General features: G+C 45.6%; 14 protein-coding genes. All 14 read left to right on the forward strand.

Annotated elements, in window-relative coordinates; translation table 11 throughout:
- The first annotated feature begins 14 nt into the window (after window positions 1-14).
- The 14 genes from rimP to BN1080_RS06900 all read left to right on the forward strand — a co-directional run bounded on the left by rimP (window position 15) and on the right by BN1080_RS06900 (window position 14,229).
- Window positions 15-500 carry a ribosome maturation factor RimP gene (gene rimP / locus BN1080_RS06835; protein WP_052651272.1) on the forward strand — a complete coding sequence of 162 codons (486 nt, stop codon included), beginning with the start codon at window positions 15-17 and terminating at the stop codon, window positions 498-500.
- 24 nt (window positions 501-524) lie between these two features.
- Window positions 525-1,682, forward strand: coding sequence for a transcription termination factor NusA (nusA, locus tag BN1080_RS06840; protein WP_052651274.1), 1,158 nt, complete (start codon window positions 525-527; stop codon window positions 1,680-1,682).
- A gap of 20 nt (window positions 1,683-1,702) precedes the next feature.
- Window positions 1,703-1,984, forward strand: coding sequence for an RNase P modulator RnpM (rnpM, locus tag BN1080_RS06845; RefSeq protein WP_052651276.1), 282 nt, complete (start codon window positions 1,703-1,705; stop codon window positions 1,982-1,984).
- Window positions 1,984-2,301 (forward strand): YlxQ family RNA-binding protein, encoded by a 318-nt coding sequence (locus BN1080_RS06850; protein WP_052651278.1) that lies wholly within the window; start codon window positions 1,984-1,986, stop codon window positions 2,299-2,301. Before rnpM ends, BN1080_RS06850 begins: the two co-directional genes overlap by 1 nt.
- Window positions 2,302-2,305: 4 nt before the next feature.
- On the forward strand, window positions 2,306-4,564 hold the full coding sequence (infB, locus tag BN1080_RS06855; protein ID WP_052651280.1) for a translation initiation factor IF-2: 2,259 nt from the start codon (window positions 2,306-2,308) through the stop codon (window positions 4,562-4,564).
- Window positions 4,561-4,839 (forward strand): DUF503 domain-containing protein, encoded by a 279-nt coding sequence (locus BN1080_RS06860; RefSeq protein ID WP_052651282.1) that lies wholly within the window; start codon window positions 4,561-4,563, stop codon window positions 4,837-4,839. The genes infB and BN1080_RS06860 overlap by 4 nt, the downstream gene beginning before the upstream one ends.
- 18 nt (window positions 4,840-4,857) lie before the next feature.
- On the forward strand, window positions 4,858-5,211 hold the full coding sequence (gene rbfA / locus BN1080_RS06865) for a 30S ribosome-binding factor RbfA (RefSeq protein ID WP_052651284.1): 354 nt from the start codon (window positions 4,858-4,860) through the stop codon (window positions 5,209-5,211).
- Between the two features lie 177 nt (window positions 5,212-5,388).
- A complete protein-coding gene (gene truB / locus BN1080_RS06870) occupies window positions 5,389-6,318 on the forward strand; it encodes a tRNA pseudouridine(55) synthase TruB (RefSeq protein ID WP_052651286.1) in 930 nt (309 codons plus the stop codon).
- Window position 6,319: 1 nt separating this feature from the next.
- Complete coding sequence (locus tag BN1080_RS06875) at window positions 6,320-7,270, forward strand: bifunctional riboflavin kinase/FAD synthetase (protein ID WP_052651291.1); 951 nt, start codon at window positions 6,320-6,322, stop codon at window positions 7,268-7,270.
- Between the two features lie 137 nt (window positions 7,271-7,407).
- The gene (gene rpsO / locus BN1080_RS06880; RefSeq protein ID WP_052651293.1) at window positions 7,408-7,677 is read left to right on the forward strand and encodes a 30S ribosomal protein S15; all 270 of its coding nucleotides are present in this window, start codon (window positions 7,408-7,410) and stop codon (window positions 7,675-7,677) included.
- 148 nt (window positions 7,678-7,825) lie between these two features.
- Complete coding sequence (pnp, locus tag BN1080_RS06885) at window positions 7,826-9,940, forward strand: polyribonucleotide nucleotidyltransferase (RefSeq protein WP_052651295.1); 2,115 nt, start codon at window positions 7,826-7,828, stop codon at window positions 9,938-9,940.
- A gap of 144 nt (window positions 9,941-10,084) precedes the next feature.
- A complete protein-coding gene (locus BN1080_RS06890; RefSeq protein WP_052651297.1) occupies window positions 10,085-11,311 on the forward strand; it encodes a M16 family metallopeptidase in 1,227 nt (408 codons plus the stop codon).
- 110 nt (window positions 11,312-11,421) lie between these two features.
- Window positions 11,422-12,432, forward strand: a complete 1,011-nt coding sequence (locus tag BN1080_RS06895) for an aspartate-semialdehyde dehydrogenase (RefSeq protein ID WP_052654455.1) — start codon at window positions 11,422-11,424, stop codon at window positions 12,430-12,432.
- A gap of 129 nt (window positions 12,433-12,561) precedes the next feature.
- Window positions 12,562-14,229, forward strand: coding sequence for a ribonuclease J (locus BN1080_RS06900; RefSeq protein WP_052651299.1), 1,668 nt, complete (start codon window positions 12,562-12,564; stop codon window positions 14,227-14,229).
- Window positions 14,230-14,328: the final 99 nt, after the last annotated feature.

Consider the following 14,328-nt stretch of genomic DNA (forward strand, 5'->3'; position numbering starts at 1 on the left):
GGCAGGAGGCACGTATGAGCAAAATTACAGAACAAATTGAACAACTCGCAATGCCCATCATCGAAGAACTGAATTTGGAACTCGTGGATGTGGAATTTGTAAAGGAAGGCCGCAGCTGGTTTTTACGGGTGTTTGTCGACAATCCGGAAGCGCCGATCGATATTGAACAGTGTGCAGTGGTCAGTGAAAAATTAAGTGAAATTTTAGATGAAATCGATCCGATCGAACAGAATTACTTCTTGGAAGTTTCTTCTCCGGGGGCGGAGCGTCCGTTAAAGAAAGACAAGGACTTCCACATGGCCATCGGAAAATTCATCTATATCAAAACGTATGAACCCGTTGAAGATGCAAAAGAATTCGAAGGATATTTGCTGTCGTATAATGAAGAACAAGTAGAAATTGAAATCAAAATCAAAACACGCAGAAAAACAATTGTGATTCCACGGGAAAAAATTGCCGTCATCCGTTTGGCAATTGACTTTTCTGTGAAACCTGATTGAAGAAACTTGGGAGTGAATTGACTAATGGCTAAAAGCAAGAAAACAAGCAAAAACAGCAGCAATGAGCTGCTAGAAGCATTGGATGCTTTGGAAAAACAAAAAGGGATTTCAAGAGAAGTGCTGATTGAAGCGATTGAAGCTGCTTTAGTGACAGCATACAAACGCAATTTCAACCAGGCGCAGAATGTTCGCGTAGATTTGAACTTGGGAACAGGTACGATGCTCGTCTATTCACGCAAAGATGTCATGGAAGATGTGGAAGATGACCGTCTGCAAATTTCGCTTGAAGATGCAAAGGCGATCAACCCAGCCTATGAACTTGGAGATGTTGTAGAGGAAGAAGTGACACCTCGTGATTTCGGCCGCATTGCTGCCCAAACTGCGAAACAAGTCGTGACTCAGCGCGTACGCGAAGCGGAGCGCGGATTGATTTTCGAAGAATTCGTTGACCGTGCCGATGATATCGTCAACGGCATCGTGGAGCGCATGGATGCCCGCAATCTTTATGTTGGCCTTGGAAAAGTAGAAGCGGTGCTTCCTCAGACGGAACAAATGCCGAATGAATCTTACCAGCCTCATGACCGCATCAAAGTCTACATCACGAAAGTTGAGCGTACAACACGCGGACCGCAAGTATTTGTGTCCCGTACACATCCGGGCCTTCTTCGCCGTTTGTTTGAAAACGAAGTTCCGGAAATTTTCGAAGGAATTGTCGAAATCAAATCTATCGCACGCGAAGCGGGTGACCGTTCGAAAATTTCGGTTGTCGCACACCGTGAAGACATCGATCCTGTAGGATCATGTGTCGGAGCAAAAGGTGCACGCGTCCAAACGATTGTCAACGAACTGAGCGGAGAGAAAATCGATATCGTGGAATGGTCGGAAGAGCCGGTTGTTTTTGTGGCCAATGCGCTTAGCCCTTCCAAAGTTTTGGATGTCCAAGTCAATGAAGAAGATAAATCGACAACAGTAGTAGTACCGGATTACCAGCTTTCACTGGCAATCGGCAAACGCGGTCAAAACGCACGCTTAGCTGCGAAATTGACAGGCTGGAAAATCGATATCAAGAGTGAGACGGATGCCCGTGAACTCGGAATCTATCCGAATGAAAACTCATCAATCGAGTTGGTCGAATCTGGTGAAGAATTAGATGACTTCGATTTCTACAACGAAGAAGAATAAGAAAGAAAAGGTGATGTCGGTTGGCTCTGCAAAAGAAAATTCCACTTCGGAAGTGTGTAGCTACAGGCGAGATGCATCCTAAAAAAGAAATGATTCGCGTTGTCCGCACAAAAGAAGGCGAAGTGTTTGTCGACTTGACGGGCAAGAAATCAGGCCGGGGCGCATACGTTTCCAAATCGGAAGACGCGATCGCCTTGGCGCAGAAAAAGAAAGTTTTGGACAATCAATTGGAAGTTAAAGTTCCAGCTGAAATTTACGACGAATTAATTCGCGTTGTCCGCAGAGAGCAGTTGAAAAAATAATGAATGATCAAAAAATCCTGCAACTACTAGGATTGGCGACTCGTGCACGCATGACCACCACTGGGGAGGAAATGGCCGTAAACGAAGTCCGCAATGGAAACGCAAAATTAATCATATTGGCTGAAGATGCTTCAGACAATACAAGCAAGAAGTTGCATGATAAATGCAAATCATATGATGTCGAGATTCGAGTATTCGGAACACGTTTCGAACTTGGACATGCAATCGGCAAAGAAGAACGAGTAGTGATTGCAATCACGGATTCAGGATTTGCCAAAAAACTGATAAGCTTGTTCGACGAAAAAAACCGGGGGTGAGCAGATGACCAAAATTCGAGTACATGAATACGCTAAAAAAGTAGACAAACCGAGCAAAGAAATTATTGACCAGTTATCAAAGCTAAATATTGAAGTGGCCAACCATATGGCTACATTAGAGGACAACGCTGTTTCCAAATTGGACGGCATTTACAAAAAATCTGCACAAAGGCAGCGCATGCAAACGCAAACCCGCCAGCAGCATGCACAAAAAAGTCCACAAGGCGGTCAAGGATCCCGTCCTCAGGGGGGGCAAAGTGGTTCGCGTCCATCCGGACAAGGCCAGTCTCGTCCGCAAGGCGGCGGCCAAACCCGTCCACAAAGCGGACAGGGGCAAAACAAACCGGCAGCGAGAGGCTCTAACTTTACGCCAAAAGCTGCAAAACCGACTGCAGGACCAGGACAGCGCAACTCAAACCGTCCAGGCGGCGGAAACCGCAACCGCAACAAAGGAAAGCAGCAGCGTCCAGCAAACCCGATGCCGCCAATGCCTAAAAAAGAAAAAGAACTTCCAGCTAAAATTACGTTCTCTGAATCGTTGACAGTTGGTGAATTAGCGAAAAAATTAGGCCGCGAGCCTTCTGAAATCATCAAAAAATTATTCATGCTTGGCGTTATGGCTACCATTAACCAAGAACTGGATAAAGATGCGATCGAATTGATCTGTGCAGAATACGAAGTGGAAGTGGAAGAAGAAATCATCGTTGATAAATCTGACTTGGAAGTTTACTTCGAAGCAGAAGATGAAACGTTGAATGAAGAGCGTCCGCCAGTTGTTACCATCATGGGCCACGTTGACCATGGTAAAACTACATTGCTGGATTCAATCCGCCATACGAAAGTGACTGCAGGCGAAGCCGGCGGGATCACCCAGCATATCGGTGCATACCAAGTAGTAGAAAATGGCAAGAAAATCACCTTCCTTGATACACCAGGGCACGCTGCATTTACAACAATGCGTGCGCGCGGAGCGAAAGTTACCGACCTTGCGATTATCGTAGTAGCCGCAGATGATGGTGTAATGCCGCAGACGGTGGAAGCGATCAACCATGCGAAAGCTGCAGAAGTGCCGATCATCATCGCAGTCAACAAAATGGATAAGCCAAGCGCTAATCCGGACCGCGTCATGCAAGAATTGACCGAGCATGGCTTAGTTCCGGAAGCATGGGGTGGAGACACGATTTTCGTACCGCTTTCTGCTTTGAAAGGCGAAGGGATCGATACGCTGCTTGAAATGATCTTGCTCGTTTCTGAGGTAGGAGAATTAAAAGCGAATCCAGCACGCCGTGCTATCGGTACGGTAATTGAAGCGGAACTTGATAAAGGCCGCGGACCTGTTGCCACTTTGCTCGTCCAAGATGGAACATTGAACGTCGGAGACCCGATTGTTGTCGGCAATACTTACGGACGCGTCCGTGCGATGGTCAATGATATTGGCCGCCGCGTAAAAGATGCCGGCCCGTCAACTCCAGTTGAAATTACGGGATTAAACGATGTGCCTCAAGCAGGAGACCGCTTTGTGGTGTTCGAAGATGAGAAAACGGCTCGCCAGGTCGGTGAAACCCGTGCAACTTCTGCACTTCAAGTACAGCGTTCTGAAAAAACACGCGTTACCCTCGACAATTTGTTTGATCAGTTGAAGCAAGGGGAAATGAAAGAATTGAACCTTATTGTGAAAGCTGACGTTCAAGGCGCAGTTGAAGCGATGGCTGCATCTCTTATGAAAATTGATGTTGAAGGTGTAAATGTAAAAATTATCCACACTGGTGCCGGTGCTATTACCGAATCTGATATTTCATTGGCCGCTGCTTCAAACGCCATCGTTATCGGCTTCAACGTCCGTCCGGATGTGAATGCAAAACGTGCTGCAGAAGCTGAAGGTGTAGATATTCGCTTGCACCGTATCATTTATAAAGTAATTGAAGAGATTGAATTTGCCATGAAAGGTTTGCTTGATCCTGAATTTGAGGAAAAAGTCATTGGCCAAGCGGAAATCCGCAGCACGTTTAAAGTCTCTAAAGTCGGAACGATTGCCGGAAGCTATGTAATCGACGGCAAAATTACGCGCGACAGCGGCGTTCGAGTCATTCGTGAAGGAATTGTCGTTTTCGAAGGTGAAATCGATACATTGAAACGATTCAAAGACGACGCTAAAGAAGTAGCTAAAGGCTACGAATGCGGGATCACGATTAAAAACTTCAACGATGTAAAAGAAAATGACATTATTGAAGCCTTCGTAATGGAAGAAATCGAACGCAAATGATCCTCTACATGGAATGTGAATTCTTCATTCCGGTTGCGCATTCGTTAAAAGAAAAACGGGCGGTCCTGAAAAGCATGCTGACCCGTTCCAAGCAGAAATTCAACGTTTCAGCGGCAGAGATTGACCACCAGAATGTATGGCAGCGCACGCGCCTGGCCTTTGTCACTGTCGCTTCCTCGAAAGAAGTGGCAGATAAAGAAATGGCGCAAGTGCTCTATTATCTGGAAAGCAATCCTGCATGGGAATGTCTTGAAGTTCATCAAGAATATTTGTGAGAACGAGGTGAATAATCAATGACAATGCGCTCTAATCGTGTAGGCGAGCAAATGAAAAAAGAACTTAGCGATATTATCGGCCGCAAACTGAAAGACCCGAGAATCGGCTTTGTTACGGTAACGGACGTAGAAGTAACCGGGGACTTGCAGCAAGCGACGGTTTATATCTCTGTACTAGGCGATGAAAAAACAAAAGAACAGACTTTGCTGGGGCTGTCGAAGTCGAAAGGGTTTATTCGGTCGGAAATCGGCCAACGGATTCGCCTGCGCAAAACGCCTGAGCTCGCTTTTGAATTCGATACATCTGTTGCATACGGAAATCGGATTGATTCACTTTTGCGTGATATTCAAGAGCCAAAAGAAGACCAATAAGGATTTCATTGATTTCCAGTGCATTAGCGGCAAATCAGTGCAAGTTCAACTTTGCCGGCGGCCGTCCCTTTTATAACAGAAGGGAAAATCTGGCCGTCCAAGCTTAGTAAAAGCCTGCTGTCTACTATTAGATAAGCAGGCTTTTTTTATACATATTGAAAAAGGGGTTGGCAAGGAATGGCTATTAACGGAGTGCTTCCGCTATGGAAAGAAAAAGGCATGACTTCGCACGATTGCGTTTTTAAATTAAGAAAAATCCTGAAAACAAAAAAAGTTGGACATACAGGAACATTGGATCCTGAAGTCGACGGCGTGCTGCCAATCTGCATCGGAGGAGCCACTAAAGTGGCTGAATACATTACCGACCAAGGCAAAACGTATGAAGCGGAAGTAACGATCGGCTTTTCGACCGAAACAGAAGATGCGACTGGCGCCATTGTAGAATCGGACCTTTCTGAAAAGGCGGTTACGCGGAAACAATTGCTGGAAGCACTGGAAGCCTTGACGGGTGAAATTACGCAAATTCCACCAATGTATTCCGCTGTGAAAGTGAATGGGAAAAAGTTGTATGAATACGCGCGGCAAGGCATTCCTGTTGAACGGCCGAAACGCACTGTCCGCATCGACTCCATTGAATTGCTAAGCGATGATGAGCAGTGGAGCGGCCAAGAGCTGAAATTTTCAATCCGCATCCGATGCGGCAAAGGGACGTATATCCGGACATTGGCTGTTCAAATAGGGGAAAAGCTCGGCTACCCGGCGCATATGTCGAAACTCACGCGTACGGCTTCTGGAAAATTTGATGCTGGAGACTGCAAAACACTTGCCGAAGTGGAGGAACTTGCTCAAAATGGAGCTATCGGCACAATTTTGAAACCGTTGAGTTACGGGCTTAGCAGCTTTCCATTTTTTGAAATCGACCGCAAAGATTTTTTTGCGATTAAAAATGGGCAGGTTCTAGACCGTCATCCGCTCATGGCAGAACATGAATTCCTGGTGTTCACAGTCGGAGGCGAGCCGCTTGCACTTTATAAGCGGCACCCGGAAAAAGCGGACAAGATGAAGCCTGAAAAAATGTTCGGTTCTCCGAAGATGGACGAGGTGTAAGATGGAAATCATTCATTTAAGTTATCCCAATCATATTGAACCGGAGGCGCCCTTCGGTCCGATTTCACTCGCGCTTGGATTTTTTGACGGCGTACATAGAGGGCATCAGCGTGTAATCGGCGAAGCAATAGCCCAAGCGAAAAAATTAAACATCAAGTCGGCGGTCATGACGTTCGATCCGCATCCTTCCGTAGTTCTCGGCGGCAGAAAAGAAGAAGTATTTTACATCACGCCGCTGCAAAAGAAAATGGAAATTCTCGAATCGATGAACGTGGACATCTGTTTTATTGTGCGGTTCACATCCGATTTTGCCCAGCTGAGCCCCGATGAATTTATTGAGCATTTCATCAAAGGGCTGAATGTGGTCCACGTGACTGCCGGATTTGACTATTCGTTCGGCAGTAAAGGGAAAGGCAATATGGAGACGATGCAGCAAAAAGGCGAAGGTTTCTTTGCAGTTACGACCATCGAAAAACAAATCGAAGCTGATGAGAAAATCAGTTCGACACGCATCCGCAGTTTGCTGAAAACAGGGGATGTCAAAGAAGTGAGCGGGCTGCTCGGCCGGCCGTACCGAATTTCCGGCACCGTTGTGAACGGCGATAAGCGCGGAAGAACCATCGGATTTCCGACGGCCAACGTTGAACCGGAAATCGGCAGTTTTGTACCCGGACGCGGCGTTTATGCGGTGAGAATCCGCGTTCAAGGCCAGTTTTATAACGGCGTCTGCAATGTCGGCTATAAACCGACTTTCAATAATCCGGATATTAAGAAAAATACCATTGAAGTCTATATCATCGATTTCGATCGGAATATTTACGGCGAGATGGTGGATGTCGACTGGTTGCTGCGCATTCGCGATGAACAGAAATTCTCGGGCATTGATGAACTGAAGGCACAAATCCAGAAAGACAAAGAAACAGCAATCGCATATTTTGCTGAGAGGAAATAAGGCGCATAGTTGATTTTGGAAATGTCTTATGCTATCATTACAAAGTACTGAAAACGTACGAACCGTTGCTTGGCAAATCGAATCACCAACGTTTGCTCGGTAATAGGGGATATCAGAAATTAGGAGGTGGAAACAGTATGGCAATCACTCAAGAACGTAAAAATGAATTGATCAATGAATACAAAGTGCATGACACGGATACTGGGTCTGCAGAAATTCAAATCGCCATTCTTACAGAAGACATCAACAACTTGAACGAACACTTGCGTACTCACAAGAAAGATCACCACTCACGTCGTGGTCTATTCAAAATGGTAGGTCGCCGTCGCAACTTGCTTAAATACTTGCGCGAGAACGATGTAGCACGCTACCGCGAGCTTATCTCAAAATTAGGCTTACGCCGATAATAGCAATTAGTAAAAGCGGGATTCGTCCCGCTTTTTCTTTATGGATAAAATTTATCTCATTCAATCGCACTCCGATTGGATTTTTGATACACTAGATACAACTATTGGATACATATAGTGAAACATTGTAAGAGAGAGGAGCTCGATTATGGAGCAAACGAAAAAAGTCTATACATTCGATTGGGCCGGCCGCGAATTGCAAGTTGAAGTTGGCCAGTTGGCAAAACAAGCAAACGGAGCTGCCCTGATCCGTTACGGCGATACAGCAGTGCTTTCTACTGCCACTGCATCAAAAACGCCAAAACCATTGGATTTCTTCCCATTGACTGTAAACTATGAAGAGCGTTTATATGCAGTCGGCAAAATCCCTGGCGGATTTATTAAACGCGAAGGGCGCCCTTCTGAAAAAGCGACGCTGACAAGCCGTTTAATCGACCGTCCGATCCGTCCGCTATTCCCGGACGGCTTCCGCAATGAAGTCCAAGTCATTTCGATGGTTATGTCAGTCGACCAGGATTGCCCGTCTGAAATGGCCGCTATGTTCGGATCATCGCTGTCGCTTATGATTTCAGATATTCCATTTGACGGCCCGATTGCGGGCGTTATCGTTGGGATGATCGATGGCGAATACATCATCAACCCGACAAACGAGCAGCTTGAGCAAAGTTCGATCAACTTGACTGTAGCGGGTACAAAAGATGCGATCAACATGGTAGAAGCTGGAGCGAAAGAAGTTTCTGAGGACGTCATTTTGGAAGCCATCATGTTCGGCCATGAAGAAATCAAGAAATTGATCGAATTCCAGGAACAGATTGCAGCTGAAGTCGGCAAAGAAAAAACGGAAATCCAGCTTTATGAATTGGATGCTGAATTGACGGCTACGCTGAAAGAAGCGGTAGAAGCTGATATGAATGCAGCAGTCCAAATCAATGAAAAGCAAGCGCGCAACGAAGCGATTGAAGAAGTGAAAGCACGCGCTTTGGCTGCATATGAAGAATCGGATGAAGCGGTGAAAAAACAAGCCGGCCAAATTCTTGATAAAATGGTCAAAGATGAAGTGCGCCGCCTGATTACGGATGAGAAAATCCGTCCGGATGGCCGTACGCCTTCTGAAATCCGTCCATTATCTTCCGAAGTGGGCATCTTGAACCGCACACACGGCTCTGGATTATTCACGCGTGGGCAAACGCAGGCAATGAGCATTTGTACGCTAGGTGCTTTAGGCGATGTTCAAATCATCGACGGCCTTGGCATTGAAGACACAAAGCGCTTTATGCACCATTACAACTTCCCGTTGTTCTCAGTAGGTGAGACTGGATTCCTTCGTGGGCCGGGCCGCCGTGAAATTGGGCACGGGGCACTTGGTGAACGGGCACTTGAAGCGGTTATTCCAAACGAAAAAGATTTCCCATATACGATCCGTTTAGTGGCGGAAGTTCTTGAATCCAATGGATCTACTTCCCAAGCGAGTATTTGTGCATCAACGCTTGCGATGATGGATGCAGGTGTACCATTGAAAGCGCCGGTTGCCGGTATTGCGATGGGCCTTGTGAAAAAAGGCGAAAACTATACAGTTCTTTCAGATATCCAAGGGATGGAAGACCATCTTGGCGATATGGACTTTAAAGTGGCAGGTACGGCAAAAGGGATTACAGCACTTCAAATGGACATTAAAATTGACGGCTTATCCCGTGAAATTTTGGAGGAAGCGTTGACGCAAGCACAAATCGGACGGATCCATATCCTCGAATCGATGCTTGCAACAATTGCTGAACCAAGAACGACGCTTTCTAAATACGCACCGAAAATCATCATGGTGAAGATCAATCCTGATAAAATCCGCGATGTGATCGGACCTGGCGGTAAAGTCATCAATAAAATCATTGATGAAACAGGCGTTAAGATCGATACGGAGCAAGACGGCACCATCTTCATTTCATCTGTAGACGAAGAAATGAATGCGAAAGCCAAAGCGATGATCGAAAATATTGTACGTGAAGCGAAAGTCGGCGAATACTACGAAGGCAAAGTGAAGCGCATTGAGAAATTCGGTGCTTTTGTCGAACTATTCCCTGGCAAAGACGGGCTTCTTCACATTTCTGAAATTCAGGAAGAGCGTACGAAAGAAGTAGAAGACGTTCTGAAAATGGATCAAGTTGTCAAAGTGAAAGTCATTGAAATCGACCGTCAAGGGCGCGTCAACCTTTCACGCAAAGTGGTCTTGAAAGAAGAAAAAGAAGCAGCTGAAAAAGAAAACCAATAAGATCTTCAACGAAATTGCCAGCTTATGTTGGCAATTTTTTTCAAATGGCAGGATAATTAGGGACAACTGCAACTTAGCATCAGCGCTCCAGGCCAAAAGCCTGAAGAGCGTTGGCGCTTTTCTTAAATTAGGGGGAAAAGAAATTTGGTAAATACACATGTATGCGGAAACGGGCTGCGGATCGTTTCTGAAAAAATTCCGCATTTTCGTTCAGTGGCTGTTGGAGTTTTTGTAAATGCCGGTTCAAGAGATGAACTGCCTGAAGAAAATGGATTAACGCATTTCATTGAACATATGCTGTTCAAAGGAACGGAAACGCGTTCGGCGAAACAAATTGCCCGGGAATTTGACCGCATCGGCGGAGACATGAATGCCTATACATCAAAAGAATATACCTGCTATTACGCGAAAGTGCTTGACCATCATGCAGAACTTGCGGTGACGGTGCTGGCAGATATGTTTTTCAATTCGAAAATGGATCCGGTGGAAATAGATAAAGAGCGGCAAGTGGTCCTGGAAGAAATCAGCATGACTGAAGATATGCCGGATGATGATGTCCACGAACAATTGTGGAAAGTCATGTATCCCCACCATTCGATCGGGGCGCCGATTTTAGGGACGGTCCAGACGCTGCAAAGTTTTACAAAAGAAAAGATCGAAGATTTCATGGAGCGGCATTATACCCCTCGAAATACGGTCATCTCGATAGCGGGAAATATTACGCCGGAATTGATTCGATTGATCGAGAAGCTTTTCGGAACATTCAACAGAACAAACCGGCCGAAAAACTATTTGCTTCCTGATTTTACTGCAGGCCACTCCTTTAAAACCAAAGAAACCGAACAAGGGCACCTTTGCCTCGGATACCCGGGGTTATCAATGCAGCATCCTGATATTTTCAATTTGGCGGTATTGAATAATGTCATTGGCGGTTCCATGTCTTCACGCCTATTCCAAGAAATTCGGGAAGAGCGCGGGCTTGCGTATTCGATTTATAGCTACCATTCGGCGTATTCAGACCACGGGGCACTAGCGATTTATGGCGGCACTTCAAATGAACAGATGCCGGAATTGCAGGAAGTGATCCTGGATACACTCGCGGCGATTAAAACGAACGGTCTGACGCGCGAAGAAATCGAAGATACGAAAGAACAATTGAAAGGCAATGTCATTCTCGGTTTGGAAAGCACTTCCTCCCGGATGAGCCGCAATGGAAAAAACGAATTATTATTGCAAAGACACCAACCGCATGAAGAAATCATCGAGTTGATTGAACAAGTGTCTGCGGAAAAAGTCCAGAACTTGATGAGTTTATTGACTGAGAATCCAGCTATTTCAATTATACAGTCAAAAAATGCTTCCTTAACTTAAGGAAGCATTTTTTGTATGGAATTCACTGCTTTATCAGGATGAATTATGGTACAATAACGCCAACATACAGAGAAGGAGCGAATTTTGTGAAAACATATAATGTAGCGATCATGGGAGCTTCAGGAGCCGTCGGACAGCAGATGAAAGACCAGCTGGAAAAAAGGAATTTCCCGGTAAAAGAGATTGTATTTTTAGCATCAAGTCGTTCAGCAGGCCAGGAAATCGAATTTAATGGCAAAACACATCTTATCCAGGAAGCGGTTCCTGAATCGTTTGAAGGCATTGATATTGCCCTATTCAGTGCGGGCGGAAGCATTTCCGAAAAATTTGCACCCGAAGCCGTGAAGCGTGGAGCCGTTGTTATCGACAATACAAGTGCTTTCCGAATGGATAAAGAAGTGCCGCTTGTCGTGCCGGAAGTAAACAAGAAAGATTTAACTTTACATAACGGGATTATTGCGAATCCAAACTGTTCAACGATCCAAATGGTTTGCGCACTGCAGCCATTAAAAGAGCAGTATGGGCTGAAGAAAGTGGTCGTGTCCACGTATCAGGCCGTTTCAGGTGCGGGGCTAGCGGCCATCAATGAGCTGAAAGCACAGGCGGCAGACTTTGAAAATGCTCCGAACGCTGAAGCGAACGTGCTGCCGGTAAAATCAGCGGAACGGCATTTTCCGATTGCGTTCAATGCGATTCCGCAAATCGATCAGTTTACAGACAACGGCTATACGTTTGAAGAAATGAAAATGATCAATGAAACGAAAAAAATTATGCATGACGAGCACTTGGCTGTAGCGGCCACATGCGTCCGTTTGCCGGTTGTGACAGGCCATTCTGAATCGGTCTATGTGGAACTGGCGGGTGCGCCGACAGTGGACGATGTGAAAAAAGCGTTAGCCGATGCACCGGGCGTTGTGCTGATGGACGATCCTTCTAACCAAGTTTACCCAATGCCGTTAATGGCAGCCGGCAAAGACGAAGTGTTCGTAGGGAGAATCCGCCAGGACCTGGATAACCCGAACGGCTTCCATTTATGGATAGTCGCTGATAATTTAATCAAAGGCGCAGCCTTGAATTCGGTGCAAATCGCCGAATCGATGATTGAACAGGAAATCATCTAAGAGTTGCTTCTAATTGAGAAAAACTAAGCCGGACAGCCGTCCGGTTTATTTTTTGTTTGGACTGTTACCTTTAATTCCCGTATAATAAAGTCTATGGATGTGTACGGGTGAATTTTAGGAGGAAATAATTTGAGTAAAGTAAAGAATGAAGTCATCAGAGTAATTCCGCTCGGCGGAGTCAGTGAAATCGGAAAAGCGATGTATGTCATCGAAATTGATGAAGACCTCTTTGTCGTAGACAGCGGATTGATGTTCCCGGAAGATGAAATGCTGGGCATCGATATCGTCATCCCGGACATTACGTTTTTAGAAGAAAACAAAGACCGAGTAAAAGGGATTTTCCTGACGCACGGACATGAAGATGCGATCGGGTCAATCGCTTATTTGCTGAAAAAAGTGCAGGCGCCTGTCTATGGATCGAAATTGACGATCGCTTTAGCAAAAGAGCATGTAAAAGAGCAAGGTTCATTAAAGCAAGTGAAGTTCTTTGAAGTAACCAATAAGAGTCGCATGAATTTCGACAAGACGCATGTAACGTTTTTCCATACGACGCATAGCATTCCGGATGCTTTAGGAATTGTCTTCCATACTTCTGAAGGTGCTATCGTCCATACTGGCGAGTTCAAATTTGACCAGTCGGCCAAAGGCAGCTACAAGCCGGATATCGCAAAAATGGCGAAACTTGGAGAAGACGGCGTCTTGATGCTGCTTTCCGATTCAACTGAAGCGGAGCGTCCAGGCTACACAACTTCGGAAACAGTCATTGCAGACCATCTGCTGTCTGCGTTTATCGCCGCTAAAGGGCGTATTCTCGTTTCCTTGTATTCGTCGAACTTCATACGGATCCAGCAAGTTTTCGATACAGCGCATGCGACAGGCAAAAAAGTGGCAGTTGCTGGGAAAAGCTTGGAAAGCAGCTATGAAGTGGGATTGCGCTTAGGCTACTTAACCGTGCACGAAGATACGGTCATCTCCTTGAAAGACCTGGAAAACTACAATGATGAAGAAGTGGTCATCATCGTCACCGGCAACCAGGGCGAGCCGCTTGAGGCATTGGATAAAATGGTCCGCAAACAGCATAAAGATGTGAAAATCAAAGAAACGGATACCGTTTTGATTACGTTTACCCCGTCTCCTGGCATGGAAGTGCCAATGTTCCAAACGATGAACAAATTGGCGAAAGCCGGAGCAAATGTGTTAACGTCCAGCAAAAAAGTCCACGTATCCGGACATGGCAGCCAAGAAGATTTAAAAATGATGCTTAACATGATGAAACCAAAATATTTCATCCCCATCCAAGGCGAATACAAAATGTTAATTGCACATTCTAAATTGGCACAGCAAGTCGGTATGCACAAATCGGATATTTTCATTGCTGATAAAGGCGATATCGTCGAATACAAAGACGGCAAAGTCCGGATGAGCGGGCGCGTCACGGCCGGCAATGTACTAATTGACGGCATTGGAATCGGAGACGTCGGCAACATCGTCCTTCGCGACCGCAAATTGTTATCGCAAGACGGGATTTTCATCGTTGTTGTGACATTGAACCGCAAAGAAAAGAAAATTGCTTCAGGGCCGGAGATGATTTCAAGAGGATTCGTCTACGTGCGCGAATCGGAGCAGTTAATGGAAGAATCCACCCAGTTGGTACGGAAAGTAGTCGAGAAATACGTCATTAAAGATGCTTTTGAATGGAATAATATTAAACAGGAAATTCGCGACACATTGAATTCTTATTTATTCCAACAGACAAAGCGCCGCCCAATGATCATTCCGATTATTATGGAATATTAAGAGAGTAAAAGTGAAAGGATTTCCATACCGCCTCACGCGGTGGAAATCCTTTTTCAATGTTTAGGAAAACGATCAGCGCAAGAAACATTCAAGATGAAC

This window comes from Planococcus massiliensis (assembly GCF_000821325.1).
GTDB lineage: Bacteria > Bacillota > Bacilli > Bacillales_A > Planococcaceae > Planococcus > Planococcus ruber.